Source organism: Thalassotalea crassostreae, from assembly GCF_001831495.1.
Lineage (GTDB): Bacteria > Pseudomonadota > Gammaproteobacteria > Enterobacterales > Alteromonadaceae > Thalassotalea_A > Thalassotalea_A crassostreae.
The window spans coordinates 1,908,929-1,935,598 of record NZ_CP017689.1; the positions used below are offsets into that span (position 1 = coordinate 1,908,929).

25 protein-coding genes are annotated in these 26,670 nt (G+C 37.7%); 20 read left to right on the plus strand and 5 right to left on the minus strand.

The window, feature by feature from the left end; translation table 11 throughout:
- Positions 1–320: 320 nt before the first annotated feature.
- Entirely contained in the window at positions 321–1,355 is a 1,035-nt protein-coding gene (gene gap, locus LT090_RS08240) for a type I glyceraldehyde-3-phosphate dehydrogenase (protein WP_068546391.1), read from the minus strand.
- A 235-nt stretch (positions 1,356–1,590) separates the two neighbouring features.
- Here gap and gndA point away from each other — a divergent pair, with 235 nt between their 5' ends.
- From gndA to LT090_RS08280, 9 genes are all read left to right on the plus strand, one after another.
- On the plus strand, positions 1,591–3,117 hold the full coding sequence (gndA, locus tag LT090_RS08245) for an NADP-dependent phosphogluconate dehydrogenase (protein WP_068546390.1): 1,527 nt from the start codon (positions 1,591–1,593) through the stop codon (positions 3,115–3,117).
- 33 nt (positions 3,118–3,150) lie between these two features.
- A complete protein-coding gene (gene msrB, locus LT090_RS16830; protein ID WP_082897159.1) occupies positions 3,151–3,534 on the plus strand; it encodes a peptide-methionine (R)-S-oxide reductase MsrB in 384 nt (127 codons plus the stop codon).
- Positions 3,535–3,717: 183 nt separating this feature from the next.
- Complete coding sequence (locus tag LT090_RS08250) at positions 3,718–5,163, plus strand: glyceraldehyde-3-phosphate dehydrogenase (protein WP_068546389.1); 1,446 nt, start codon at positions 3,718–3,720, stop codon at positions 5,161–5,163.
- A gap of 190 nt (positions 5,164–5,353) precedes the next feature.
- Positions 5,354–5,836 (plus strand): TlpA family protein disulfide reductase, encoded by a 483-nt coding sequence (locus tag LT090_RS08255; protein WP_082897158.1) that lies wholly within the window; start codon positions 5,354–5,356, stop codon positions 5,834–5,836.
- Positions 5,837–6,067: 231 nt separating this feature from the next.
- Complete coding sequence (locus LT090_RS08260; RefSeq protein WP_068546388.1) at positions 6,068–7,195, plus strand: M14 family metallopeptidase; 1,128 nt, start codon at positions 6,068–6,070, stop codon at positions 7,193–7,195.
- A 206-nt stretch (positions 7,196–7,401) separates the two neighbouring features.
- Complete coding sequence (locus tag LT090_RS08265; RefSeq protein ID WP_068546387.1) at positions 7,402–8,871, plus strand: alanine/glycine:cation symporter family protein; 1,470 nt, start codon at positions 7,402–7,404, stop codon at positions 8,869–8,871.
- A gap of 126 nt (positions 8,872–8,997) precedes the next feature.
- A complete protein-coding gene (locus tag LT090_RS08270) occupies positions 8,998–9,321 on the plus strand; it encodes a hypothetical protein (RefSeq protein ID WP_068546386.1) in 324 nt (107 codons plus the stop codon).
- Between the two features lie 6 nt (positions 9,322–9,327).
- Positions 9,328–9,645, plus strand: a complete 318-nt coding sequence (locus LT090_RS08275) for a YeaC family protein (protein WP_068546385.1) — start codon at positions 9,328–9,330, stop codon at positions 9,643–9,645.
- Positions 9,642–12,437 carry a DUF349 domain-containing protein gene (locus tag LT090_RS08280; protein WP_068546384.1) on the plus strand — a complete coding sequence of 932 codons (2,796 nt, stop codon included), beginning with the start codon at positions 9,642–9,644 and terminating at the stop codon, positions 12,435–12,437. Before LT090_RS08275 ends, LT090_RS08280 begins: the two co-directional genes overlap by 4 nt.
- A gap of 108 nt (positions 12,438–12,545) precedes the next feature.
- Here LT090_RS08280 and sppA read toward each other — a convergent pair whose 3' ends face one another.
- On the minus strand, positions 12,546–14,414 hold the full coding sequence (sppA, locus tag LT090_RS08285) for a signal peptide peptidase SppA (protein WP_068546383.1): 1,869 nt from the start codon (positions 14,412–14,414) through the stop codon (positions 12,546–12,548).
- 188 nt (positions 14,415–14,602) lie between these two features.
- Between sppA and LT090_RS08290 the strand changes: the two genes are divergently transcribed.
- The 6 genes from LT090_RS08290 to LT090_RS08315 all read left to right on the plus strand — a co-directional run bounded on the left by LT090_RS08290 (position 14,603) and on the right by LT090_RS08315 (position 18,460).
- The gene (locus LT090_RS08290) at positions 14,603–15,304 is read left to right on the plus strand and encodes an HvfX family Cu-binding RiPP maturation protein (RefSeq protein WP_068546382.1); all 702 of its coding nucleotides are present in this window, start codon (positions 14,603–14,605) and stop codon (positions 15,302–15,304) included.
- 161 nt (positions 15,305–15,465) lie between these two features.
- On the plus strand, positions 15,466–16,017 hold the full coding sequence (locus tag LT090_RS08295; protein WP_068546381.1) for a nitroreductase family protein: 552 nt from the start codon (positions 15,466–15,468) through the stop codon (positions 16,015–16,017).
- A 41-nt stretch (positions 16,018–16,058) separates the two neighbouring features.
- Positions 16,059–16,835: an SGNH/GDSL hydrolase family protein gene (locus tag LT090_RS08300; RefSeq protein ID WP_068546380.1), complete on the plus strand. Its 777-nt coding sequence runs from the start codon at positions 16,059–16,061 to the stop codon at positions 16,833–16,835.
- An 87-nt stretch (positions 16,836–16,922) separates the two neighbouring features.
- Positions 16,923–17,153 (plus strand): DUF350 domain-containing protein, encoded by a 231-nt coding sequence (locus LT090_RS08305; protein WP_068546379.1) that lies wholly within the window; start codon positions 16,923–16,925, stop codon positions 17,151–17,153.
- Position 17,154: 1 nt separating this feature from the next.
- Positions 17,155–17,967 (plus strand): transglutaminase domain-containing protein, encoded by an 813-nt coding sequence (locus LT090_RS08310; protein WP_068546378.1) that lies wholly within the window; start codon positions 17,155–17,157, stop codon positions 17,965–17,967.
- A gap of 40 nt (positions 17,968–18,007) precedes the next feature.
- Complete coding sequence (locus LT090_RS08315; RefSeq protein WP_068546377.1) at positions 18,008–18,460, plus strand: hypothetical protein; 453 nt, start codon at positions 18,008–18,010, stop codon at positions 18,458–18,460.
- A 68-nt stretch (positions 18,461–18,528) separates the two neighbouring features.
- Here LT090_RS08315 and asnS read toward each other — a convergent pair whose 3' ends face one another.
- Together asnS and bioA are read right to left on the minus strand one after the other, a co-directional pair.
- Positions 18,529–19,929 carry an asparagine--tRNA ligase gene (gene asnS, locus LT090_RS08320; RefSeq protein ID WP_068546376.1) on the minus strand — a complete coding sequence of 467 codons (1,401 nt, stop codon included), beginning with the start codon at positions 19,927–19,929 and terminating at the stop codon, positions 18,529–18,531.
- Positions 19,930–20,204: 275 nt separating this feature from the next.
- Positions 20,205–21,506, minus strand: a complete 1,302-nt coding sequence (gene bioA / locus LT090_RS08325; RefSeq protein WP_068546375.1) for an adenosylmethionine--8-amino-7-oxononanoate transaminase — start codon at positions 21,504–21,506, stop codon at positions 20,205–20,207.
- 121 nt (positions 21,507–21,627) lie between these two features.
- Here bioA and bioB point away from each other — a divergent pair, with 121 nt between their 5' ends.
- The 5 genes from bioB (at position 21,628) to LT090_RS08350 (ending at position 25,793) form a co-directional block, all read left to right on the plus strand.
- Positions 21,628–22,689, plus strand: coding sequence for a biotin synthase BioB (bioB, locus tag LT090_RS08330; RefSeq protein WP_068546374.1), 1,062 nt, complete (start codon positions 21,628–21,630; stop codon positions 22,687–22,689).
- A gap of 32 nt (positions 22,690–22,721) precedes the next feature.
- Entirely contained in the window at positions 22,722–23,891 is a 1,170-nt protein-coding gene (locus LT090_RS08335) for an aminotransferase class I/II-fold pyridoxal phosphate-dependent enzyme (protein ID WP_068546373.1), read from the plus strand.
- Complete coding sequence (gene bioC / locus LT090_RS08340; protein ID WP_068546372.1) at positions 23,876–24,655, plus strand: malonyl-ACP O-methyltransferase BioC; 780 nt, start codon at positions 23,876–23,878, stop codon at positions 24,653–24,655. The genes LT090_RS08335 and bioC overlap by 16 nt, the downstream gene beginning before the upstream one ends.
- A 27-nt stretch (positions 24,656–24,682) precedes the next feature.
- The gene (gene bioD / locus LT090_RS08345; RefSeq protein ID WP_068546371.1) at positions 24,683–25,345 is read left to right on the plus strand and encodes a dethiobiotin synthase; all 663 of its coding nucleotides are present in this window, start codon (positions 24,683–24,685) and stop codon (positions 25,343–25,345) included.
- A gap of 64 nt (positions 25,346–25,409) precedes the next feature.
- Positions 25,410–25,793, plus strand: coding sequence for a hypothetical protein (locus LT090_RS08350; protein WP_068546370.1), 384 nt, complete (start codon positions 25,410–25,412; stop codon positions 25,791–25,793).
- 38 nt (positions 25,794–25,831) lie between these two features.
- On the opposite strand, the gene LT090_RS08355 is transcribed toward LT090_RS08350, so the two are convergent.
- A complete protein-coding gene (locus tag LT090_RS08355) occupies positions 25,832–26,242 on the minus strand; it encodes a type II toxin-antitoxin system HicB family antitoxin (RefSeq protein ID WP_068546369.1) in 411 nt (136 codons plus the stop codon).
- Positions 26,243–26,670: the final 428 nt, after the last annotated feature.

The window sequence follows — 26,670 nt, forward strand, 5'->3', positions numbered from 1 at the left end:
CAGAAAAATTATACCGTCATTACGGCGCAGGCCGTAACCCCCTTCAGATTCGAAGTGGCTTTATAATATACGCTTTTAACGGCACGCTATTACTGGAGGAGGTTGCGTTCTGCAACGCAATGACGGTGCGCACTTTCTAATTATGTGCGTACATCTTTGATGCTCTTTATCGGATATTATTTAGGTCGCCTAATCGCTCAAACCAGAACTAGAACAATCTAATGTTGCTCTTAATTCTGATGATATTTACATTTATTAAAGACATAAAAAAGCCCTGGGGAGAACAGGGCTTTGTTTGTTAGTTTAAAATGACAGGCTTTCTAGCTAGCCTTTTTAAACTTTTTTGCAGAGGTTGCTTCCTCGTATGCAAAGATATGTTCTGCTAAATCTAATACTTTGTTTGAATAACCCATTTCGTTATCGTACCAAGATACTAATTTAACGAATTTGTCAGTCATTGCGATACCAGCTTTTGCGTCAAATACACTTGTGCAAGACTCACCAATAAAGTCGTTCGAAACTACTGCATCTTCCGTGTAACCTAAAATACCTTTAAGTTCATTTTCTGATGCTGCTTTAATCGTCTCACAGATTTGTTCATAGCTTGCGCTTTGAACTAAGTTAAGTGTTACATCAACCACTGAAACGTTTGCAGTAGGAACACGGAATGCCATACCTGTTAATTTACCATTTAATGCTGGTAATACACGGCCAACTGCTTTAGCAGCACCTGTAGATGAAGGAATGATATTCTGACCAGCACCACGACCACCGCGCCAATCTTTACCAGAAGGGCTATCAACAGTCTTCTGTGTAGACGTTGTTGCGTGAACCGTAGTCATTAAACCTGATTCAATACCGTAATTATCGTTAATTACTTTAACTAACGGTGCTAAACAGTTTGTTGTACAAGATGCATTTGAAACAATGTTTTCACCTTTGTACTCGTCGAAGTTAACACCAGCAACAAACATTGGTGTAGCATCTTTAGAAGGAGCTGACATAATTACTTTACGTGCACCAGCTTCGATATGTTTGTTTGCAGTTTCTTCAGTAAGGAATAAGCCAGTAGATTCAACAACGATTTCTGCGTTTACGCCAGACCAGTTTAATTTAGCTGGGTCACGTTCATTAGTAACGCGAATGTTCTTTCCATTTACTACTAAGTTGTCGCCTTGCACTTCAACTGTGCCGTCGAAACGACCGTGGGTAGAATCGTATTTTAAAAGGTAGGCCATATAATCGATGTCGATTAAATCGTTAATAGCAACAACATTGATATCTGTTCTTTTCATTGCTGCTCTTAGTACTAGTCGTCCGATGCGACCAAAGCCGTTAATTGCTATGTTATTCATGTTAAGCCTCATAACTTAGTTGGAATTCAATATATGTAATAAAATTACACGAATTTCAGTTAATATCAAGTTAAAATCGCCTGTAAATGTAATTTAATTAGATAAAAAAGGGAATTTTGTTACTTAAGTTACATATTGATACTGTTTATGGCACAATAGCGCCAATTAAAACCTTAATTTAAAACATGTTTAAATAAACAATTAAAATTAGCATGTTTAAGCAACGGAATAGAAAATGTCTAAAAATATGAATGATTGCGATGTTGGCTTTATTGGTCTTGGTGTAATGGGCAAGAACTTAGTTCTCAATTTGGCTGATAATGGCTATCGTATAGCAGCTTTTGATCTTGACGATGAAAAAGTAAATGCAGCAATAGCGCAAGACGCTGCAGAAACCAATAATGCAGAACCTCGAATTGTTGGTTGTTCTTCTTACACTGAATTATTAGCAAAACTAAAAGCGCCTCATTTAATCGTTCTTTCAGTACCAGCAGGCGAAGTGGTTGACAATGTGTGTCAAAACTTAATCGGTGCTGGTATTCAAGCAGATGATATAGTTATTGATACAGGTAATAGTTTATGGACTGATACTGTAGAAAGAGAGAAAACCTACAAAGATAACTTTATCTTCTTTTCTTCAGCAGTATCAGGCGGCGAAGTAGGTGCTAGATTTGGTCCTGCTTTGATGCCAAGTGGCTCTCCTTACGCTTGGACAAGAGTTAAGCCAATCTGGAGTGCAATTGCTGCAAAGGTTGATAACGAAACTGGAAAGCCATTAGAGCGCACAGAACCTGGACAAATAATTGAGCAAGGAGAACCTTGTGCCGATTATATTGGCCCAGCAGGTGCCGGTCACTATGTGAAAATGGTTCATAACGGCATTGAATATGCCGATATGCAAATGATCTGTGAGTCGTATCATGTACTTCGTGAAGGCTTAGGTTTGGATTGCGATGAAATAGCAGATATCTTTGAACAGTGGAATAAAGGTGTGCTCGATAGCTACCTAATGGAAATCTCTGTTGAAGTATTGCGTTATAAAGACGTTGAAACTAAACAACACCTAGTTGATATAGTGTTAGATAAAGCTGGACAAAAGGGCACAGGACTGTGGACTGCGGTAAGTTCGTTGGAAGTTGGCTGTCCGGCACCAACAATTTCTCAAGCAGTTTACGCTCGTTCAATTTCATCGTTTAAGTCATTACGTAAAGTAACGTCGTCTGTGTTGTCTAACCCTGAAGCTGAACAAATGAGTGAAGAAGAAAAACAACAAGCTATCGAACAGCTTCATGATGCACTTTATTGTTCTAAGATTTGTGCTTATGCGCAAGGCTTCCAACTAATGAAACTCGCCTCAGCAGAACATAACTGGCAACTAAATTTTGCATCAATTGCGAAAATATGGCGCGCAGGTTGTATTATTCGTGCAATATTTTTGCAATCAATTACTGATGCATTCGAACGTGAAGCAGACTTAGACAGTTTATTAGTCGATGATTTCTTTGCTGAACAACTGAGTAAATACCAACAAAACTGGCGCCAAGCAATTGCGAAGGCGACATTAATGGGGATCCCTATTGGCGCACTATCTGCTTCTTTAAGCTATTATGATTCTATGCGCTGTGAAGTTCTTCCTGCGAACCTACTACAAGGACAGCGTGATTACTTTGGTGCACATACGTTTTCTCGTATTGATAAACCAGAGTGCGAAAAGTACCATGTAGAGTGGTCATCTGAAAATCCTAAAATAATTAGGGTTTAAATATAAACGAACAGTAGAGACTTGAGGCAAACAATGAGCGAAAACGACAAGTATTATAAAGATAAACTGTCCGACGACGCTTATAGAGTTTGTCGTCTTGGTGCTACTGAACATCCGTTTAGCGGAAAATATTGTGATCATTTCGAACAAGGGGTTTATCATTGCGCGTGCTGTGATAAACCTTTGTTTCGAAGTGAACATAAGTTTCAATCCGGCTGTGGCTGGCCAAGCTTTTTTCAAAGCATCGATAAATCAATCAACTATCTACCCGATCATTCCCACCATATGGTCCGCACTGAGATAAAATGCAGTGATTGCGACTCTCATCTAGGTCATGTATTTGACGATGGTCCAGAGCCAACATTCAAGCGATATTGTGTAAATTCAGTCAGTCTAGACTTTAGTAGTCTTGATTAACAAAACTTAACGCTGTAAATTTTTCTTTTCAATTAGTTGAAAATGCTTTAATTAATTTTTAAATTCGTTTTGTAAGCGCTAGAGAAATGTTTCAAAAACGATTACAATAGCCGCGAATTTTGGGACAGCAGGGGGTTTTTGCCTTGCGTCTGTATTAATAACTTACTGGATAAGGTTTACGAAATGACTTCTCGAAATGAGGAACTATATCAAAAAAGCTGGCAAGAACGTCAAGATTTTGCTGAAAGAATGCAACCAATCATTGGTCAACTATACCGTAATTTCGGTGTGGAAGTAGCAGTGTACGGTCGTCCTTTAGTAAATGCTTCTGCTATCGATATTATTAAAGCGCACAAATCAGTTGGTATTCATGAAGAATCTAAACTGCGTTTACGTGAGAGTTTCCCATTCCTAGAAGCATTAAGCAAAATGGACTTACATGCGGCTAATATTGATATTGGTAAATTAGCTTACCGTTACTTATTTTTGGGTGAAGCAAACGATTTAAGTGTTGAGCAATTTTTAGAAAAAGAATTAGCACCACTTAAACAACAAGACGTTGCTGAACCACAAGATGTCGTATTATACGGTTTCGGTCGTATCGGTCGTATATTGGCGCGTCTATTAATTGAACGTACGGGCCCTATGGCTAACTTACGTTTACGCGCAATCGTTATTCGTCCTGGTAAAGATGGTGATTTAGAAAAACGTGCTTCATTATTACGTCGTGACTCAATTCATGGCGCATTCAACGGTAGCATTACTGTTGATGAAGAAGAAAATGCAATTAAAGCAAACGGCGCATTCATCAAAGTCATCTATGCAAAATCTCCAAGTGATATTGATTACACTGAATACGGAATTAACAATGCATTAGTTGTTGATAACACAGGTATCTGGTCAGATGAAGATGGTTTAGGTCAGCATCTAAAATCAAAAGGTGTTGCTAAGGTATTGCTTACAGCACCAGCTAAAGGCGATATCAAAAACGTTGTTTACGGTGTAAACCATAATGATATCTTAGCGGAAGATAAAATTATCTCTGCAGCAAGTTGTACAACGAACGCTATTACACCAGTATTGAAGGCGATCAACGACAAGTACGGTATCAAGAATGGTCACGTTGAAACTGTTCACTCATACACCAATGACCAAAACTTGATTGATAACTACCACAAATCACCACGTCGTGGTCGAAGTGGTCCACTTAACATGGTAATTACATCAACAGGTGCTGCTAAAGCGGTTTCTAAAGCATTACCAGAGTTAAAAGGTTTACTAACTGGTAACGCAATTCGAGTTCCTACGCCAAACGTTTCAATGGCGATCATGAACTTAAACTTAAAGACTACGACTGATCGTGATGCATTAAACGATTACCTACGTGGCGTATCATTAGAATCAAACTTACGTGAGCAAGTTGATTACACAGCGTCTACAGAAATCGTATCTACCGACTTAGTTGGTTCACGTTTTGCTGGTGTTGTTGATTCACAAGCAACGATCGTTGATGAAGACCGAGCTGTACTATATGTATGGTACGATAATGAGTTTGGTTACAGCTGTCAGGTAGTAAAAGTTATGCATAAGATGGCTGGTGTTGACGTATTAAGCTTACCAAAAGCATAATCTGTTAACGCGCTATTTTACCAAGATAGCTGTATTATAAATTTGATTAGGCCAGTACCGATAGGGTGCTGGCTTTTTGTTTTTAGACTGTCCTAAACTAGCCTTATCTATAAATAATTGAAATAAAGATTAATGACTGAAGGTCTAGTAAGGTAATCAACAAGTAACGTCTATAAATTAAGGACAACCTTTGAAGAGCGTAGTTTTACAGGTATTAATCGTAATATTAGTTTTTAATATAGTGTCAATGTTTAGAGAGTCATCAATGTTGTCTAGTTGGACACAAGAATCTGCACCAAATTTCGTCCTTAATAACCTAGAGCAAAAACCAATCAGTCTACTAGCGTCTGATAAGAAGAAAATTTTTTACTTTTTCGCGCCATGGTGCAGTATTTGTCGAGTAAGTATCACTAACTTAGAATCTTTATACCAACGAAATAATAATGTTGAGATTGTCGCAATAGCGTTAGATTTTGTAGACCAACAAGAAGTTGAAAAGTTTGCCGAAGATTTGTCGTTATCATTTCCGATAGTGTTGGGTAATGAATCGGTTAAATCTGCTTATCAAGTGTCGGCATACCCAAGTTATTATGTGATTGATAAAGATAATACCATTGAACACCGTTCAATGGGCTATTCAACTGAGCTAGGTTTACTCATTCGATCGCTATAATATCGTCATAGTAAAAATCTCTATATTTACTGACCTCTAAAAGTACGGCGATATAGTCTATATATTGCGCATTCACAGGTTTATATTAAAGATTAAAAACCGTTGTGATGATAATAAATCAATTCACCTTTTTATCTGAGTAAAGCTCTAGTACACTTAGCTCTACAAAAGTACAGTTAACAACATGTACAGCGAAACAAAAGTTAAGATATTAAAACCAACGAGAAATATATGCAAATTACTTCAAATTTTGACAGTGGTAACATTCGCGTTATTAAAGCCGAATCAGCTAATGACATTCAATTAGAAATTAAACACGATAACGATTCAGAGTTTTACCAATGGTTTCACTTTAAATTACACAATACTGAGCATCACGAACATGTGATGACAATTACTAATGCAGGTCAATCTGCGTATGTTGAAGGCTGGACTGATTACCAAGCAGTGGCGTCGTATGACAGAGAAACATGGTTTCGAGTGCCAACCTCATTTGATGGTCAAAACCTTACTATTACAGTAACGCCAGAATGTGACTCTATGTATTTCGCCTACTTTACGCCATACAGTTATGAACGCCACCAAGACTTAATTCATCACGCTCAACTTGATCTTGATTGTCAATTACAAGTATTAGGTCAGACATTAGATGGCCGTGATATGAGCTTGTTACGTATCGGTCAACCTGGAGAGGGTAAGCCGAATGTATGGATTACTGCACGTCAACATCCCGGTGAAACAATGGCAGAATGGTATGTGGAAGGTTTCCTTGACCGTTTGTTAGATGAAGATGATGGTGTTGCTCGAGCATTGTTAAACAAAGCCGTATTTTATGTTGTACCTAACATGAATCCAGATGGTAGCGTTCGTGGTCATTTAAGAACTAATGCGATTGGTGTTAACCTAAACCGAGAATGGCAAGAGCCATCAATGGAAAAAAGCCCTGAGGTGTTTTTAGTACGTCAGAAAATGGAACAAGTAGGTGTTGATATGCACTTAGATATTCATGGTGACGAAGCACTACCAGTTAACTTTGTTGCAGGCTGTGAAGGTATTCCATCCTATGATGCAAAACACAAAGAGCTTGAAGAGAAATTTAAATCAATTTTACTTTCGATTACTCCAGAGTTTCAGGATATTCGCGGTTATGACAAAGACGAACCTGGTAAAGCAAACTTAACTGTTGGTTCAAATTGGGTAGGCGAAGCATTTAAATGTTTAGCTTATACAGTTGAAATGCCGTTTAAAGATAATGATTTATTGCCAGATCCTCAAGTAGGCTGGTCAGGTGAACGTAGTGCGATCTTTGGGCGCGATACTTTATCAGCTATCTATCATTTAGTTGACGATTTACGTTAGAGCCGAGGTATTACAAAAGTTTTATCAAGGTTTAATTAAGTAATCCGTTTACCTTAACGTTTTACCTTAAACGCAAGGTTTGATATAACTAACTACATACAAGCACATAGATAATTTATTTATGTGCTTTTCTTATACCATTGACAAGTTGTACTGTTGAAGTCGCTAGGTATCACAAAAAATAAAAATAATATTCGAGGTCTATTTTGCAAGAAATTGTTAATTTTCTAAATGGAATCATTTGGAGCCCAGCCCTAATTTATGGTTGTTTGGCTGCTGGCTTATTTTTCTCTATTAAAACACGTTTTGTACAAATTCGATTTTTTAGAGAAATGTATCAATTACTTTTGTCAGGGAAAAGCTCTGAAAAAGGTATTTCATCTTTTCAGGCACTTGCTGTTTCACTGTCTGGCCGAGTAGGTACAGGTAATATAGCAGGTGTTGCCGCAGCAATAGGTTTTGGTGGTCCAGGCGCCGTATTTTGGATGTGGGTTGTAGCCTTTTTAGGTGCATCGACAGCTTATGTAGAATCTACATTAGCGCAAATATACAAAGAAGATGATGATGGACAATACCGCGGTGGTCCAGCTTACTATATTGAAAAAGCTATGGGGCAAAAGTGGTACGCATGGATATTTGCAATCGCAACGATTTTAGCCTGTGGTTTACTGTTACCTATGGTCCAATCAAACGGTATCGGTGAAGCCATTGAAACTGCGTTTGGCAGTGGCGGTACAATGGACACTGCGTTAGGCGTGATAAGCTATGCTAAAATTTATACTGCGACAGGTATTGTACTTTTATTAGGCTTTATTATTTTTGGTGGTGTTAAGCGTATCGCTAACTTCACTCAAGTTGTTGTACCATTTATGGCGCTAGCTTATATCTTGATTTCATTGGTGATCATCGGTTTACACATTGACCAGTTACCAGGTGTTTTCATGTTAATCGTTGGTGATGCATTTACGCCAATGGCCGGAGTTGGTGCTGCGATAGGTTGGGGTGTTAAGCGTGGAGTTTACTCTAATGAAGCAGGTCAAGGTACAGGTCCTCACGCTGCCGCAGCTGCAGAAGTTGATCATCCTGCACAACAAGGTTTAGTACAGGCATTCTCTGTTTACATTGATACTTTATTCGTATGTTCAGCTACTGCGTTTATGATTTTGATCACTGGTGCATACAATGTACACCCAGAGGGTCAAGTATTCTTAGTTCAAAACCTTTCTGCGGATGTTGTTATCAACGGTCCTGCATTTACTCAAATGGCAGTTGATAGTGTATTTACAGGTGTTGGTAAACCATTTATCGCTTTAGCATTATTCTTCTTCGCTTTTACAACGATATTGGCTTATTACTTTATAGCTGAAAACAATGTCGCTTATATAAAACGTACGATTAAAGTACCAGGATTAATCTTTGCTCTTAAAGTAATGATTATGTCAGCGACTTTTTACGGAACGGTAAAAGCGGCGGATATTGCTTGGGGCATGGGGGATATCGGCGTTGGTTTAATGGCATGGTTAAATATCGTTGGTATATTGATCATATATTTCATGGCTAAACCTGCCATGAAAGCTTTGAAAGATTATGAGCAACAACGAAAAGCTGGCGTTGAAAAGTATAGCTTTGATCCCGAAAAGCTTGGTATTAAAAACGCTGATTTTTGGAAAAAATAGTAATTTTTAGCGTTTAGTAAAAATTATCTTAAAAAACACCCGTACAGGGTGTTTTTTTTTCATATATTGGTAAAATTAGCTAATTATACCAATTAATAATTATGTTCGGGTTTAAAAGAGGGCCGTATGGCATTAATCAATTGTCCAAAATGTTCAACTCGTATTTCGTCAAAAGCAGCTGTATGCACTAACTGCCAAACTGTTTTAGCTGATATGAATGAAGAGCAACGTCACAATCTTCAACAGATGACTAAGCTAGAAAAGTCACAAAAATTACTTAATCATTCTATGATTGCAATGTTTATATTTTGTGGCGGTATCGGTTCTATGTACTGGGGAGATCCTGCCCCTGATTCACTGCAATCAAGTCTTGCCATGGGAACTGCTGTTGTTGGTTTCGTGTGGTATATCGTAAACCGTGCTCGTATTATTTTATTAAAGCGTAAGTAGAACGAAATGAATGTAATTGAATTAGTCGATAATATGAGTGAAGAAATGTACCTTCGCTTGAAACATGCAGCTGAGACCGGCAAGTGGCCAGAAGGTACACCAGTAGAACAAGCTCAACGTGATTCTGCGATGCAATTGTCGATGGCGTATCAAGCGAGAAAACTAGATAGTGACCAAATGCTGACGATAGGTAGTGATGGCGAGATTGTTCATAAATCTAAAGCTGAATTAAAACAACAATTTAAGAAGTCTAGTGTAGCACGCCAAGACAGTACAGATGCTAGTAAAACTAGCGACAATATCGCAAGGTTTACTGATTTATGATTCTAGATAAATTCTTTAAAGCAAAATGGCAGAGTAAAGACGCTAATGTGCGAGTTCTGGCCATAAATGAATTCAGCTTAACCGCAGAAAATAATGAAATAATCAAACAGTTAATTGCTAATGATCCGAGTGAACTAGTACGTCGAACAGGACTCATTAAACTAAACCAGTTTGATGTTTTTATAGATGCAGCTCACAACAATAGTAACAATCAGATAAAGCAGTTTGCTCGTGAGCGAAGCGAACAATGTATCTTAAACAATGAAGCTAATCTTCAGCAAAAGAAATCCTACCTAGAGTCATGTAATAAATCAGGATTTATCGAACAATGGTTGATGGTTGAGCATGATCATCAACTAATAAAAAGCATACTGAACAAAGTAAATAAGCCAAGCTTATTAGGTCAGTATCTATTAAAAACTAGCAATTTTGATTTACAAGACGAACTTTTATCTCGGTTAACAGATTTAAACTTGGTTGAAAAATTAGTTAAGAAAGCAAGTGATGATAAATTAGTTTCAAAATTAACTACCATCGCGAAACGGTTGAAAGAGCAAGCAGAAAAACCAGAAAAATTAACAAAAGAAATACAGTTGTTGTTATCTAAATTCTTGGCTTTAAAAGAGCAGCATGACTATGAACTCGTCGTTGCTAGACGTAATGAAATTGAACAACAATGGCAAACAGCAAATAAAGAAATCGACTGTTTAAGTACTGACGAACAGCAACTGATTTTTGATAAATATGAAAATATTAAGCAACAAATAAATAAACATTTTGCCCCGCTTGAAGAGGCTTATAGACACCAACAAGCCGTTGCTGAGCAGAAACAAAAACAATTACAGTATCAACAACAATTTACGAGTAAAATTGAATCAATTTCTCATCAGATAAGCGATGCAGTATTTAAAAATACAGATTTAGATCAAAGTGTTGTACGTGATGAGTTAATGCAATTAGAAAAAGATATTGGCCGATCTACATTAGATGAAGCGGCCAAAAAAACGATATTAGAACAGACCAAACAACTTATTAAAAAGCTGAATCAGTTACCTGAAGTTGCTGAATCAGTGAGTCAAGCAACGTCACTGATCTCTAAGTTATCAACGCTTGCATTACCTCAAAACTTGGAAGAGTTAAATCAACGAGCGCCAGTATTTTATGAATGGAAAGCTCAATGGAAAAAGATCAATGAACTGGCAAACGAAATTTTACCGGTTTCAATTACGGCTGCCCGCGATGAATTAATTAAAAATTGGCAACAAGCATTAAAGCCTCTATCGAAAGAACAACATGAATTATTTGACCATGTATGCCGGAAAATAGCGGAATTAAAGCGTTTGATTAACGGTGGAAAATATAAATCTGCGTTTGGTTTACACAAGAAACTCACATTTACGATACTTGACCTTTCTGCATCACAACAACAGAAAATTGAAAAAGAGTTTTCTGTTGTTAGTGACAAAATTAAGGAACTTCATGAACTAGAATCTTTTGTTGTCACGCCAAGAAAACAACAGGTAATAGAAGACGTTCAAATGTTGGTGGAGAAGCCAATAACCAATATAGCTGAGCAATCGAATAAAGTTAAAGAATTTCGTCGTATCTGGAATAGCTTAGGGCATGCCGATGAAGCATTAGAGCACGAGTTAAATGCTAAGTTTAATGAGCTTTGTGAACTGGCATTTGCACCATGTCGTGAGTATTATGCGAAGCAAGGTGAAGTCAGAAAGCAACATCTAGCAGATAAGAAACTATTATTGCAACAGATAGAGGCGCTGCTGAACGATACTAAATTAGAAAATGATGAATCAATCAATTGGCGTCAAATTGATACTAAATTGCATAAATTAATAACCGCTTGGCGAAAAGTTGGAGAAGTCGATAGGGATGAATATGAATCGTTACAAGAGCAATATAAGGCGCTAATAAACCCAATAAAACAGGGCATCCATCAGTATCAAAATACTAATGCGGAGCTTAAGCAAAATATTATCGATAAGGCAAAGGGGCTGGTAAATTCGGACGATACATTTAGTGCAACAAATGAACTAAAGAATTTACAAAGCAAGTGGAAGACAATAGGCTTCGCAGGTCCTCATAAAGATAATTCTTTATGGCAATCATTTCGTAAAGTAAATGATCAAGTATTTAATAAACGAGATGATGTTGTAAAACAACAGCAGCAAGAAGAACAACAACAAATACGCCAGTTAAACGAGCAATTTTCTATAATAGAAGCTCAGCTTAACACCGCGAATACGAAACAAGAGTTAACTAAAACACTAGCAGATTTTAAACAATTACTTGTGACTGTCAAAACTGAAAAAGTCCAGGATAAGGGGTTGCTTAATAAAATCACGAGTTCGATAAAGCATTCAGAAAACAAATTAGATGCTCTGAAAGTGGAAAAGTCTCGTTTACAAATACAGTCTTTGTTTAATCTATTTAGTGCAATAAAACATGACACGCCATTTGAAGAATTAACTAACATTGAAGAGTTTTCCAATGTATCTAAACAGTGGCAAAAAGTTCTGAGCAATAGTTGTAAGACGGCAGATGATAAGCAGCGAGAAATAATTACCTTGGAGCTGGAAATTTTATCGAACACTGAATCTCCAAAAAAGGATCAAGAGCAGCGAATGCAAGTGCAGGTTCAATTGCTAACGCAAAAGCTTAATCAAGGTAGTAAGCAAAGTCTAGAAGACAAATTAGCACAGTGGTTTGAGTGCGGCGCTATTGGAAATCAATTAGAGCTCTTAGAGCGAGTAAAGGGCATATTTATTCGCTAGAGTGATTCGTTACTTGCTCACATTTTTAAATCAATATATATATAATAAAAAAGCTCCTAAGGGAGCTTTTTTATTTTCTAATTTACTACTTTGAAATCAGTGAATTGATTAATTTAATTCACAGGTTAAACAGAATGAATAGATACCGTTTGGATCGTTTAATTGATTAATTTGTTCAAACTCATTAACCAGTTTAACAATTTGCTGTTTCAAAGAAGGATGAACCTTAGTTAATTCACTTTCCTGCTCTGGTAAATAAGCCATAGCGTTATCAAGGAATCCTTGTAAAAATAAGTCTCGGGCGCTTAATTCCTTTTCAATTAACCAAGTGTCATATACTGACAGTCCTGCACGTTCCGCAGCAGCCGCAATCGCATCATCTAAGTTACCAAGTTTATCAACTAGTCCTAGTTCTTGTGCTTTAGCGCCGGTCCACACTCGACCTTGTGCTATGTTATCAACCTCTTCAGGGGTCATATTTCGTTGTTCAGCAACCATAGTAATAAAGCTCTTGTACCCACGGTTGATGCTAGTTTGAATTATATTACCTACATCTTTACTTAATGGTCGCGTAGGTGAAATGCCTGCTAGATCAGTTGTTGCAATGCCATCGGTATGAATACCGATTTTATCAAGCGCATTTTCAAAGCTTAAGAACATACCAAAGATACCAATAGAGCCAGTAATGGTATTTGGAGAAGCCCATATTTCGTTAGCTGAAGCTGAGATCCAGTAACCACCAGACGCCGCGTAGTTTGCCATTGAAGCAATTACAGGTTTACCTGACGCTTTGATTAACTCTACTTCTTGACGAATAATTTCTGATGCATAAGCGCTTCCGCCACCGCTATCAACACGTAATACAACAGCTTTAACTTTGTCATCTAATCGAGCTTTGCGAAGTAGTTTAGCCGTTGAATCACCACCGATAGTGCCCGGTGGTTGATGGCCGTTTAAGATATTACCTTTAGCAATAATCACTGCAACTTTGTCAGTCATTGGATTAACCATTGGGTAAGGGTTCTTAGTTGCCTTTAAGTAAGCACTGAAGTCAATTTGGCTATAATGACTACCATTTTTAGATTTTCCTACTTCACCAATCATGGTCAAGCGGATTTCTTCACGAGTCTTGAGTTCATCAACAAAACCATTGTCTAGAGCGTATTGGGCGAAACTGCCTTCTGCTTTTTCAAGTTTTGCTAAGAATCCTTGTGCTGTTTCATCAATTTGATCGGTACTCAGGTTTCGGTTGGTAGAAACATCCTCTTTATAACTTGCCCATAACTGGTCTAGCCATGCTCGATTAGCAACTTTGGCAGGTTCAGACATATCATCACGAATAAATGGTTCTATGGCTGACTTATATGTACCAACTTTGAATATATGAGGCGTAACGTTTAGTTTCTCTAGTGCAGATTTGAAATAGGTACGGTATCTACCATAACCTTCAAGCATAACCGCGCCTTCTGGGTTGATCCATACTTTATCTGCGTAAGACGCTAAATAGAATTGATTTTGGTTAAAGTAATCACCGTAGGCAAAGACCGGTTTTCCTGAGTCTTTGAAGCGATTAATGGCAGCACCAACTTCCTGTAAATGATGTAAGCCAGCACTTCTTAAGTTTTGCGGGTAAATCACAAGCGCTTTGATATTTGAATCATCTTTAGCGTTGTTTAACGTATTAATAATATCAGCTAACAATATTTCAGGGTTTTCTTCTTCGCCGCCCAATGCTTCTTGCATTAATGCTTCTTGTGGGTCAACACGACGTTTTTGTTCAACAATATCACCTTTTAAGTCAAGGACTAATGCTGTGTTGACGGGAACTACTACTTGATCAGAATCATCAAATAATGCGCTAAAAATGAAGAACAGTAACCCAAAGAATATAAGGTTAACTATAATTTTTCTGGCGGTGTTTATAATTCGCCAAAGTTTAGAAAATACTTTTTTAATAACACTTGGTTTTTCAGACATATATCCTCACGTCTTTACTACTATCAGCTAAATAATACACAGCAATTGAGAAAAAAGCAGGGGTAATTGTTAAATATTAAAAATTATTTACAATTTAGTTGTTTATGGTCGGGATTCGATAAAATTCATTGAAAGAAATATTGAACTACAATGTTCTTATAGATAACACCAATTTACACTGGAACTTTATGAATATCATTAATGTATATAACAATACGATAGATAAATTGCTAACCCTTGATGCCATACCTGCTATTTTGCTGCGTTTGTTTTTAGCTCCGGTATTTATTATTGCTGGTTACAATAAAATGCAATTTGGTAATGATGAGCTAAATATTCTGCAACAGTTGTTTGCTGATCCTAGTATTGTCAGTTGGTTTGGAAATAGTGAGTGGGGTCTTGGACTGCCGTTACCTGGTTTGCTTGCCAATTTAGCTGCGTGGACAGAGTTCTTTGGTGGCTGGTTGATATTAATTGGTCTTGCTACTCGATTAATGAGCATTCCATTAATGTTTACCATGATTATTGCAGCAACGTCCGTTCACCTAGAAAATGGCTGGTACGCAGTAACGCCAACTAATGCTGATACTAGCTCTGCTAAAGTGTTTTCATGGTTAGGCTTTGATAGCGCTGACAAGAGCCTTGAAAATAGTGAAGGGGCTGGTGTTAGATTAAATAAAATAAGAGAAATCGTCGAAGAGAATGGTAATCCTGATTGGCTTTATGAAAAAGGTAACGTGGTATTACTCAACAACGGTATAGAATTCGCAGCAACGTATTTTATTATGTTGATGGCATTATTCTTTATTGGGGCTGGTAGGTACGTAAGTTTGGATTACTGGCTGTTTAAGCGTGAAAAAGATCCTAATAAGATACAAGATATGGAATAAATAATAAATTAATTGAAAAGCCTGATTATTATCAGGCTTTTTTTATATTAGGCTATTGCCACTTTTACATTTATGGTATTTTCAATGCTCGTTGTTTTTAACAGTACTTTAAACATAACTATAAACATAACTAAAAGCACCTTAAGTCGAATATATTATCCATGACAAATATTGAATTTCTTTTAAACAGACAATCGAATGGCTTTCTACAATTACCTAGCCCAAATTCCGATGAACTAAATAACATATTACAATCAGGTGTTGCAGCGCCAGACCATGCGAATTTAAATCCTTATGAATTTATCGTGGTACAAGGTAGCGGTTTAGATACATTAACTGATTTCTATGTTGAATCGATAAGTGCGACTACTGATGATGACTTTAAACTAGAGAAAGCGAAAAAAATGGCATATCGTGCCCCGATCACCATTATTGTTGCGACAAACTATAAAGAACATCCTAAAGTGCCAAAGCATGAGCAGATGATCACTGCCGGTTGTGCGGTTCAAGCAATGCAAATGGCGGCTGTTGCCCAAGGTTACCAGGCAATGTGGCGAACAGGCGACATTACTGAAAGTAGTATAATGAAAAGTAGGTTGGGTATTTCAGAAGGCAATGATATTGTCGGTTTCTTATATGTTGGTAGCGCCAGCAAAGTTTTACCGCAAAAACCTAGAAAACCAGCAAATAACTTTGTTCGTTATTTAAAGTAGGCCTCATATCATTTCGATAATCATTCAAGTGGTAGCGTTCAATGGATAGACTTTTACTTGTACTGTTTTCACCGTTAATATTCTGGCAAGCTAAAAAACTCAGAAAAACTGCAACACGATTATCTGAGCCTGCAGGGGAAAGACAGGGGATTCGTGGTGATGGCGATGAACTTTCACTATTTATTATTGGTGATTCAGCCGCTGCTGGTGTGGGGGTAACAACTCAAGACCAGGCATTAAGTGGGCAGTTAGTAAAACAGTTGGCTAGTAAATATAAAGTACGATGGAAGTTACATGCGAAAAATGGGGCTAATACATCAAATACAATAGACAGCTTAGTTAAATTAGCAGAGAAAACTATAGCCACAGATGGTATTGAATATACTGCTAGGAAAAGTGAGGAAACAGGTTCTAACCAGTTTGATGTTGCTTTGATCTCCCTTGGCGTCAATGACGTAACGTCTTTTATTTCTAAACGAACATGGAAAGTACAACTCGAACATTTAGTGAATTTGTTAAAAGATAGATTTGGTTGTAAGCACATAATCTTTAGTGCGTTACCGCCTATGGGCTCATTTCCATTGCTGCCACAACCATTGCGGGCTGTGATGGGCTTTAGGGCAAGGATGTTCAATACGGTAATGGAAAAGTATTGTGAGCAACTCAATATTAGTAACAGTATTAGTTATTTAGATTTTGCTAAGACAAAAAAACTAAATCTAGAAGATATTGCCAGTGATGGTTTCCATCCATCAAAGTCAACCTATGGGTATTGGGCAGAACGTGCAGCACAAATAATCATAGAAAAATCTTGTTAATACTGAAAGAAAACACTTTAGTATCTGCACCGACTCTGGTAAAAATAGAACCTCCGAATAAAAACTAAAACAATCAAGGATCTAATCATGGAATGGGGTTTTATTTCAGCCAGTCTTATCAATCTTATAATTAACTTAAGCTATACAATTGTAGCGCTATTTATTGCAGTAATGGCACTGTTAGCAATCGATAAAAAGTTACTAAAAGGTGTCGATATCCAAAAAGAGTTAAAAGCCAATAATGTTTCTGTCGCAATATTTGCTTCGTCTATTCTTATATTTGTCGCGCTAATTATCTGCTTTGGAATGAAAGCATAATATGCGTTACGTAGTGATTTTTATTGTTGCGATAGTCATTATAAGCTCTTTAGATAAACCCAAACGACAAAGTAAATTCGATCAGCAAATGCTTGAAATGGCGCAAAATGCCAGTGATCGATTACCAAGGCAACAGCGTCTGTCAGAATATCAAAAAGGTAATGTTATATTTACCATTGATTCTAGGCATCTATCAGAACAAACGATACAAGATCAGATAAATCGTTTCTATCCAGTGCAAAAATATTCAAATATGTTTTTGTGGAAAGATAGCGGGGGTAACTATGCGACGGCAACGGCTAATGGATTGGACTTCAACCATCATTTTGTCAACAGCTACTTAGTTGGTATTCATCCATTTAAGGTTGAAAATCCATGGTTACCTTTGTACCTGTTGTCTAAACGTAAAACTTATCAATTCGATAAAGATCAGTATGGTTATGAAGAAATGTGGCAAAATTCTGCTCAGGCTTTTGAATTTCCAAGAGGTGATTGCGAAGATCATGCTTTAGCATTAGCAGATTGGCTAATATCCGAAGGTATCGATGCGCGTGTCGCTATTGGGGATTATAAAGACTCGGGTCATGCCTGGGTTGTCGCTAAATACAATGATGAAATGTACTTACTAGAGGCTACAAGTAAACGAGTTGGTAAATCATGGAGTCATTATCCATTAGCGAGTCTTAGTAAACATTACAAGCCTACATATATGTTTAACCGTACTGAGTTTTGGCAAAATACAGCAAGCTCAACAACAAAAGACTATTTAGGTTCTCATTGGGTAAAACGTTCTCGTTTTGAGAATAAACGCTAAACAATAATCAATGGAATGACTATAAAGGTAAATTCTGAAAATGGATGTTATAGAGTTTGAACAAAGGCGCTTTCAATTCTTTTTTGTACATGCAATTGAACTGTTAAGTCAACTGATATGGATAATAATTCCTGCCATTTTATTCAATTTAGGCTCTGATTCAAACAGCGATTTTGGTGTCGGTTTGATTATTATATTGACGATTGCAGTTTTCGTAATACAAGTGGTTTATCATCACTTATCGAAAACGCCAATGACACGGATCAAGATTGATAGTGTAGGGCTTGAAATTAACGCTCAAGATAGAATTCAAAAACTTGAATGGGAACACTTTAGTCACTATAAGATAGGGCGATTCTTTCCTTATAATGTTGTTCTGTCGCAGTTAATTGGAGCAAAAGTTCGGTTTAATTATTTTGCTTTTTCAGCAAGCCAAAGAAGAGTTATTTTTGAGCGTATTGAAGAGATGTTTCAACGTAAGCTAAAGCAATAATTTGTTGGTTTTAAAGATAATAAAAAAGGCGCATATTGCACCTTTTTTGTTACTGTTATAACGAGTGATTAATAATCAGCGTTATTCGGTGTACGTGGGAATGGAATAACGTCACGAACATTTCCCATACCAGTAGCGTAAGCAACTAAACGTTCAAAACCTAGACCAAATCCAGCATGAGGAACTGTACCGTAACGACGTAAATCACGGTACCAGCTGTAATCTTCTTTATCTAAGCCCATTTCTTCAAGACGCATATCTAATACATCTAAACGTTCTTCACGTTGTGCACCACCGATGATTTCACCAATACCTGGTGCTAATACATCCATTGCTGCAACTGTTTTTCCGTCTTCATTTAATCGCATGTAGAATGCTTTAATGTCTTTCGGGTAGTTCATTAAAACTAATGGACCCTTAACATGTTCTTCCGCAAGGTAACGTTCGTGCTCAGAATTTAAATCCACGCCCCATTCAACCTTGTTTTCAAATTTCTTGCCACTGTTAAGCAGGATATGAATCGCGTCAGTATAATCCATACGAACGAAGTCAGATTCAACTACAGAAGTTAAACGATCAATAACGGTTTTATCAACACGTTGTTGGAAAAATGCCATATCGTCTGGACGTTCTTCTAAAACTGCTTTGAATACGTAACGTAACATCTCTTCTGCAAGCGTCGCGGCGTCACCTAAATCAGCAAACGCGATTTCAGGCTCCATCATCCAAAACTCTGCTAAATGACGAGAAGTATTTGAATTTTCAGCACGGAAAGTAGGGCCGAAGGTGTAAACCTTTGACATCGCACAGGCAAGCGTCTCAGCATTCAATTGACCAGATACGGTTAAAAAGGTTTCTTTGCCGAAGAAGTCTTGAGCGAAATCGACCGCACCTTTGTCATCACGCGGTAAGTTTTCTAAATCGAGTGTACTTACTCGGAACATTTCACCAGCACCTTCAGTATCAGAACCGGTAATTAGCGGTGTACTGATCCAAAAATAACCTTTTTCATGCATAAAGCGATGAATAGCTTGAGCTAAACAGTTACGTACACGAGTTACCGCGCCGCCAATGTTTGTACGGTTACGTAGGTGAGCTTGCTCTCGTAAAAACTCGATTGAATGACGTTTTGCTGCCATTGGGTAAGTATCTGGGTCTTCAACAAAGCCTAGTACTTCAACATTGGTCGCTTGGATTTCAAACGATTGTCCTTTACCCATTGACTCTACTAGCGTGCCTGTAACTGCAACAGAACACCCGGTAGTTAATTTTAATACTTCTTCTTCGTAATTATTTAACTCATTAGGTACAACTGCTTGGATAGGATCGAAACACGAACCATCATGAATGGCTAAGAAAGAAATACCGGCTTTAGAATCGCGGCGGGTTCTGATCCAACCCTTTACTGTAACTGTTTCACCAACAGCTGATTTGCCTGCTAGGACATCAGTAATAGAAGCAACTGACATTATAGACCTCATTAAATAATTATTTAGTTATTGCTTGGTAATATCGAGGCAGATTTTTGCTCTTATTAGCAAGCGTAAATTTGTAAAGGTAGTAGTTTACCTTTGCCATAGACAGACTCAAGTAATAACTGCAAATAAACACAAATTTTTGTTTATTTTTGTCAATTTTTAACGAGAAACGAACAAACTTGGTGTTTTGCTCGTTTGTTAGGCAGTTTTTTAGCCTCAATTTTAGGATTTAGCTTTTAGCATCTAGCCTTTTGACTTGAGTCGAACTAGTAATTAAAAACTGAGTCGTCATCTACCACATCAACAATCGCTTTACAGAGAGTTTTCAGCTCTGTCTCAGAGATAACAAATGGTGGCATAACATAAATTAGCTTTCCAAATGGACGAACCCAAACACCACGTTTAATGAATTGTTTTTGGATCTCTGCCATATTCACTGAAGTTTTTGCTTCAACCACGCCAATTGCGCCAAGTATTCTGACGTCATTAACATTTCGGTGATCGGACAGCTCTAACAGTTCGTCATTAAGGATCGTTTCAATGTTTTGAACTTGTTGCTGCCAGTTATTATCTTCAAGTAGTTTAAGACTCGCGTTTGCAGCGGCACAGGCTAGGGGATTACCCATAAACGTTGGTCCATGCATGAATACGCCAGCGTCACCTTTACTGATGGTTTCAGCTACCTCGGTTGTACACAATGTTGCCGCTAATGTCATATAACCGCCGGTAAGCGCTTTTCCTAAACATAGAATATCGGGGCTAATACCCGCGTGTTCACAGGCAAACAATTTACCGCTTCGCCCAAATCCAGTCGCTATTTCGTCTGCAATCAACAGTACATTATATTGATCACAAAGTTGTCGACACGCTTTGAGAAATTCTGGGTGATAAAAACGCATTCCACCAGCCCCTTGTACAACAGGCTCAAGTATTAGGGCTGCTATATTATGATGGTTTTTCTCAAGTTGATGTGAAATAGACTCTAGGTCACTTTTATCAAAGGCATCGTTAAACGTTGATTTTGGCGCATCAGCAAAATAGTTTTCAGCCATAAAACCAGTAAATAGTTGATGCATCCCATTTACAGGATCGCAAACAGACATGGCTGCAAACGTATCACCATGGTAGCCATTTCTAATCGTTAAGAACTTGTTTTTATTCACATTACCTAGTGAATGTTGGTATTGAATAGCCATTTTCAACGCGACTTCGACAGCTACAGAACCACTATCCGCAAGAAACACCTTATCTAAACCTTGAGGCGTAATATCAATTAATTTCTTACTTAGGTTTACTGCCGGCTCATGGGTTAAACCACCAAACATAACGTGTGAAAATTTGTCGACTTGTTCTTTAATAGCCTGGTTTAATACATCATTATTGTAGCCATGTACCACTGACCACCATGAAGACATACCATCGATAACTTGTTCGCCATCACCTAACGTGAGTTTTACGCCGTTAGCGTGAGTGACTATGTAAGACGGTAAAGGGTTGGTCATTGAGGTATATGGATGCCAAATGTGGTTTTGGTCATATTCTAAAATATCTGTATGTTTTTTAACCATAGGTAAACAAATGCACTTTTAATTAGTTGACAGAGTGTGTAAGCTGGCTAGACTACCGCTTAATGAAAAATCTTGCAATATGGCAAGCCAATATAACAAATAAGTACAAACGAGAAACTCTATGACAACTTTAGGCCAAATTCGCCATAACTGGACTATTCCAGAAGTAAATGCGCTTTTTGAATTACCATTTAATGACTTAATGTTTAAAGCACAAACTGTGCATCGTGAAAACTTTAACCCGAACGAAGTGCAAGTAAGTACCTTATTGTCAATCAAAACAGGTGCTTGTCCGGAAGATTGTAAGTATTGTTCACAAAGTGCTCGTTACAGTACTGATGTTGAAAAAGAAAAATTAATGGAAGTTGAAAACGTGTTAGAGGCGGCAAAAATTGCTAAAGCCCAGGGTTCAACACGTTTTTGTATGGGTGCTGGTTGGAGAAATCCAAAAGCACGTGATATGCCACACATTGTAAAAATGGTTGAAGGTGTAAGAGAGTTAGGCTTAGAAACGTGTATGACGCTTGGTATGCTTGATGAAGAACAAGCGAATACACTAAGTGATGCCGGCCTAGATTATTACAACCACAACCTTGATACGTCTCCAGAACACTATAATTCAATTATTACTACTCGTAGTTATCAGGATCGATTAGATACCTTAACTAACGTGCGAAGCGCAGGTATGAAGGTTTGTAGCGGCGGTATTATGGGCTTAGGTGAAAAAGCAACGGACCGTTCATCGTTTCTTGCTCAGTTAGCTAATCTCGATAAGCACCCAGAGAGTGTTCCAATTAACATGCTTGTTAAAATCGAAGGCACACCATTAGCTGACGTTGACGATCTTGAACATTTTGACTTTATTCGTTGTATCGCTGTTGCCCGTATCATGATGCCTAAATCACATGTACGTTTATCTGCTGGTCGTGACGCGATGAATGAACAAATGCAGGCGATGTGTTTCTTAGCCGGAGCTAACTCAATCTTCTACGGCTGTAAATTACTTACCACGGATAACCCAGAAGCTGATGCAGACATGATGTTGTTCAAAAAATTGGGTATCAATACCGAACGTATTCGTGCCCGCACAGAAGAACAAGCTGCAAGCGAAGAACAAGAAATTCGTACTGCTATCGTCAATAAAGAAAACGAAGAGTTGTTTTACGACGCCAGTGCGCAATAAGCTTGTTGGTTTAAACAGTAAGTATTCAATAAATGACTTTTTCGTTTATTAAACAGCAATTGGCACAAAAACAAGCAAGTAACCTATACCGTCAGCGAAATCCGTTGACCAAAGGTACCGGACGCTTGCTTGAATTTGACGGTGAGCAATTTATTAATTTTTCGAGTAACGATTATTTGGGGTTGTCACAGCATCCGCAAATAATTGCTAGCTACAAGCAAGCACTAGATAATTATGGTTGTACGTCGGCATCATCGAGTCTGGTCACCGGGTATACCAAAACGCATCAACAACTTGAACAAGTTGTCGCCTATTGGTTGGGAACAGAGTCTTGCATGTTGTTTTCAACAGGTTTTAGCGCCAATAATGGTTTTTTGTCAGCGTTTGGTAATACAAGTAGTGATTACTTTCTTGATAAATTGTCTCATGCCTCGTTAATTGATGGGGCATTTCAATCCAATGCTAAGTCTAAGCGCTTTAAACATAACGATGTAGTACATTTAGAAGCACTATTATCTAAATCAAATGCATTAGATAAGCTTGTCGTTGCCGAAGGTGTATACAGCATGGATGGCGATAGGGCACCAATACAAGATATTCTAACATTAGCAAAACTCCATGGTGCCAATGTGCTCATTGATGATGCTCACGGTATAGGTGTGTTAGGCCAACAAGGCAACGGCAGTTTGGCTAATTTTAGTAATGCAACTGGTGACAGTGTTTCCACTATGATCACATTTGGCAAAGCATTAGCCACACACGGAGCAGCAATTGCTGCAAATAAAGATGTGATTGACTATTTAGTTAACCACTGTCGAGATTATATATACTCTACGGCTATGTCACCTGCTAATGCCGCTGCCACAGTCACCAGTATTGACGTTTGCCAAAAAGAAGTTTGGCGACGCGAAAAAATTAAAACATTAACTAAGTTATTTAAAACTAAGCTCGATTCAACAATCGAAACAACTAATTCTGACTCATCCATCCTTGGCATTCTCGTTGGTAGTGAAGAAAATGCATTAAAGTGTCAACACGAGTTAAAGAAACAAGGGTTTTGGCTTACTGCAATCCGACCTCCAACGGTTGAAAAGGGTAAGTCAAGGTTACGCGTTACTGTTACTGCTAACCATAATGAATTAGATATCAATAACTTAGCTAACTCTATTAATGAGGTGTTAGGCAAATGCCTACAAAACTAGCAAAACAAAAAATCGCTCAAACATTTGGTAAAGCGAGCTCATCTTACGACAATTCAGCTAGATTACAGCGTTATTCTGGTCAGGCTTTGTTGTCATTTTTGCCATTGGATAGTGATTATTCAATTGCTGATTTAGGGTGTGGAACAGGCTTTTTTACCAACATCATGAGTCGCAAATATCAAAAAGTAATCGGCTTAGATATTTCTTCACAAATGCTGTCTTTCGCAAAAGAAAACCGAAATTCTTCAATAGATTGGATTGAAGGAGATATTCATGCGTTGCCATTTGAAGATAATAGCTTAGATGTCGTCTTTTCTAATCTTGCCATTCAATGGTGTAATCCTTTAACCGATGTGCTTAAAGAAATTAAGCGAGTATTAAAACCAGGTGGCACTTTGGTGTTCACTAGCTTGCTTGATGGTACCTTGTTTGAATTAAAGAACTCATGGCAGCAAGTGGATAATGATCAGCACGTTATTGATTTTAAAACATTTGATGAGATAAAAAATGATGCGATTGATTCAGGCTTGATGATTGCAGATTTGAAACAGTCCTCAGTGGTACTTGAGTATCATAGTGTTCGACATTTAGCCGGAGAGCTTAAAGGCTTAGGTGCAAATCATGTTAGCGGCAAAACTAAAAAAGGTCTTGCAGGAAAAACAAGCTGGCAAAAAATGACAGCTGCTTATGAGCAGTTTAAGGGCGAACAGGGCAGCTATCCAGCTACTTATCAATTACTTAGTGCTGTTCTTATAAAAGAATAAATTATCTAGAGGCTTTCAATAAAGATTATGAAATCATTCTTTATCACTGCAACCGACACTGATGCAGGCAAAACCATGATCGCGACGGCTTTAGTATCTGCGCTAAGTAAAAAGCACAAGGTTTGTGTATTTAAGCCCGTTTCTGCTGGGTGTACAGATATTGACGGCACTTTAGTTAACGACGATGCTGCACAGTTATTGGCAAAAAGTAATGGCGGGCAAACAATAGACCAAGTTAACCCTATTGCATTTTTACCACCTATTGCGCCGCATATAGCAGCACAACAAACCAATAGCACAATTTCAATTTCACAAATTGACGATATATTTGCAGATATAGAGAAACTAAAAGCAGACTATTGCATCGTTGAAGGAGCAGGAGGATGGCGTTTACCACTTGGCAATGGAGGTTACTTATCTGAATTTCCTAGACAAAGAAATATGCCAGTTATTCTCGTTGTTGGTATGAAACTTGGTTGCTTAAATCATGCCGTTCTTAGTTTTGAAAGTATTGTTAATGACGGCCTTAATGTTGTCGGTTGGATTGCTAATGCACCAGAGCCTATGGATTACTTAGATGAGAATATAGAATATTTGAGAAAGAATTTAGATACCTGCTTTCTAGGAGTAGTCGGTAATGTCAGCTCTGCTGAGCAAGCTGCAATTGCCCTAAATATTGATTCTCTTTAAAGTTTAAGCAAGGAATAGGTTCTTAACATATACTTACCGTCATAATTGCGAAACGGAGTTTTGTATGACTGAATCAGAAGTATTAGAACTAATTGCATTATACGGTGGAAACTCAATTACAGCGTTTACTGTATACATATCTTTTACGTTTGCCTTTCTTGCCACCGCATTTTATGTTGGGCACAAACTCACAACCTTTCAAACTATTGCTGCAAGTGGTCTATTTATCTTTTCCGCTGGCAGTTCTGTTCTCGCTGAAACTGCCTATATACAGGCTATGTTTGCAATAAAAGAACAAACCCCTAATGTACTAGATGGAATGTTACTGTTCAGCGGTAGTTTCTGGGTTCCCTATATGTTTGCTCTTGGCTCTGGCGGCATAGTTGTTAGTCTGTATTTTATGTGGGACATTCGTCGCCAACACTTAAAAAACATACCAAGTAAATAAACCCTGGCATATCACTTGTTAGCGATAGTTTTGAAAAACTAAACTGAGCGTTTTAATTCGTTTATTGCAGCGGTTGCTAAAAAACCTGATCGAGTAGTGTATGCAGGATCAGTTGATACTCTATCGTCAATTTTCTTAATTAACAATTCTGGAAGGGTAACGTTAACCTTGTGGCTCTTTCCTAAGAAAGGGCTGATATCAATATCGACTACTGCCCAAACACCACCTCTAAATTCCATTTTACTTACATGATTCTCAAAGCTTGATGCTGAGGGAATATCTTCACCATATTCCGCCAACAATGACAGGTGAGATTCAATTACAGCTAACACTTCATTAAGAGCGTTATCCATGGTTTTTGCTCGGCAATCACAACCAGGAAGGTCAGGTACATTTACTTTGTAATCGTTAGATTCTGGGTTGAAAAGTAAGACTATAGGGAAGCGCATTGAGTTATATCCTTGGCTGTTAAATTACAAATACTTGATAACTCTAACAACTCTAACTCAAAAATACAATATAACTCTAATAACTCTTTTAGAAAAACTTGTAATAACCCTGATAACTCTTTGTATTGCGCTATTCATAACTCTGGTAACTCCGTTAGTGTATGTAGTAATTACTTGCTTACGATAGACTTGTTAACAATGTTGTGGATTTGTTTTGTCTTAGGTTTTAAGGGGAATGTAGCAAATTAACAAACAAGTTATTCCCCTAGTTATCCACAGCATTATGCAGTTAGTTAATAATTGGAGTTATAGGGTGCCTTTACTGATTGTAAAAAAATAGGATAGGTTTTATAAATTTAGACAACTCATAGGTTTCGCTAGAGACTGAGTTTGAGTATTTATCAGTAGACTAGAGATTAGAAAATGTA

What these genes read in the sequence shown, in the direction of transcription:
- gap (WP_068546391.1), bottom strand. Translation starts at nt 1,355, where the DNA reads ATGAATAACATAGCAATTAACGGCTTTGGTCGCATCGGACGACTAGTA.
- LT090_RS08300 (WP_068546380.1), top strand. Translation starts at nt 16,059, where the DNA reads ATGGATAGACTTTTACTTGTACTGTTTTCACCGTTAATATTCTGGCAA.
- LT090_RS08315 (WP_068546377.1), top strand. Translation starts at nt 18,008, where the DNA reads ATGGATGTTATAGAGTTTGAACAAAGGCGCTTTCAATTCTTTTTTGTA.
- LT090_RS08275 (WP_068546385.1), top strand. Translation starts at nt 9,328, where the DNA reads ATGAATGTAATTGAATTAGTCGATAATATGAGTGAAGAAATGTACCTT.
- LT090_RS08335 (WP_068546373.1), top strand. Translation starts at nt 22,722, where the DNA reads ATGACTTTTTCGTTTATTAAACAGCAATTGGCACAAAAACAAGCAAGT.
- LT090_RS08350 (WP_068546370.1), top strand. Translation starts at nt 25,410, where the DNA reads ATGACTGAATCAGAAGTATTAGAACTAATTGCATTATACGGTGGAAAC.
- bioC (WP_068546372.1), top strand. Translation starts at nt 23,876, where the DNA reads ATGCCTACAAAACTAGCAAAACAAAAAATCGCTCAAACATTTGGTAAA.
- LT090_RS08260 (WP_068546388.1), top strand. Translation starts at nt 6,068, where the DNA reads ATGCAAATTACTTCAAATTTTGACAGTGGTAACATTCGCGTTATTAAA.
- LT090_RS08310 (WP_068546378.1), top strand. Translation starts at nt 17,155, where the DNA reads ATGCGTTACGTAGTGATTTTTATTGTTGCGATAGTCATTATAAGCTCT.
- gndA (WP_068546390.1), top strand. Translation starts at nt 1,591, where the DNA reads ATGTCTAAAAATATGAATGATTGCGATGTTGGCTTTATTGGTCTTGGT.
- LT090_RS08290 (WP_068546382.1), top strand. Translation starts at nt 14,603, where the DNA reads ATGAATATCATTAATGTATATAACAATACGATAGATAAATTGCTAACC.
- asnS (WP_068546376.1), bottom strand. Translation starts at nt 19,929, where the DNA reads ATGTCAGTTGCTTCTATTACTGATGTCCTAGCAGGCAAATCAGCTGTT.
- bioB (WP_068546374.1), top strand. Translation starts at nt 21,628, where the DNA reads ATGACAACTTTAGGCCAAATTCGCCATAACTGGACTATTCCAGAAGTA.
- LT090_RS08355 (WP_068546369.1), bottom strand. Translation starts at nt 26,242, where the DNA reads ATGCGCTTCCCTATAGTCTTACTTTTCAACCCAGAATCTAACGATTAC.
- msrB (WP_082897159.1), top strand. Translation starts at nt 3,151, where the DNA reads ATGAGCGAAAACGACAAGTATTATAAAGATAAACTGTCCGACGACGCT.
- LT090_RS08305 (WP_068546379.1), top strand. Translation starts at nt 16,923, where the DNA reads ATGGAATGGGGTTTTATTTCAGCCAGTCTTATCAATCTTATAATTAAC.
- sppA (WP_068546383.1), bottom strand. Translation starts at nt 14,414, where the DNA reads ATGTCTGAAAAACCAAGTGTTATTAAAAAAGTATTTTCTAAACTTTGG.
- bioD (WP_068546371.1), top strand. Translation starts at nt 24,683, where the DNA reads ATGAAATCATTCTTTATCACTGCAACCGACACTGATGCAGGCAAAACC.
- LT090_RS08250 (WP_068546389.1), top strand. Translation starts at nt 3,718, where the DNA reads ATGACTTCTCGAAATGAGGAACTATATCAAAAAAGCTGGCAAGAACGT.
- bioA (WP_068546375.1), bottom strand. Translation starts at nt 21,506, where the DNA reads ATGGTTAAAAAACATACAGATATTTTAGAATATGACCAAAACCACATT.
- LT090_RS08280 (WP_068546384.1), top strand. Translation starts at nt 9,642, where the DNA reads ATGATTCTAGATAAATTCTTTAAAGCAAAATGGCAGAGTAAAGACGCT.
- LT090_RS08295 (WP_068546381.1), top strand. Translation starts at nt 15,466, where the DNA reads ATGACAAATATTGAATTTCTTTTAAACAGACAATCGAATGGCTTTCTA.
- LT090_RS08270 (WP_068546386.1), top strand. Translation starts at nt 8,998, where the DNA reads ATGGCATTAATCAATTGTCCAAAATGTTCAACTCGTATTTCGTCAAAA.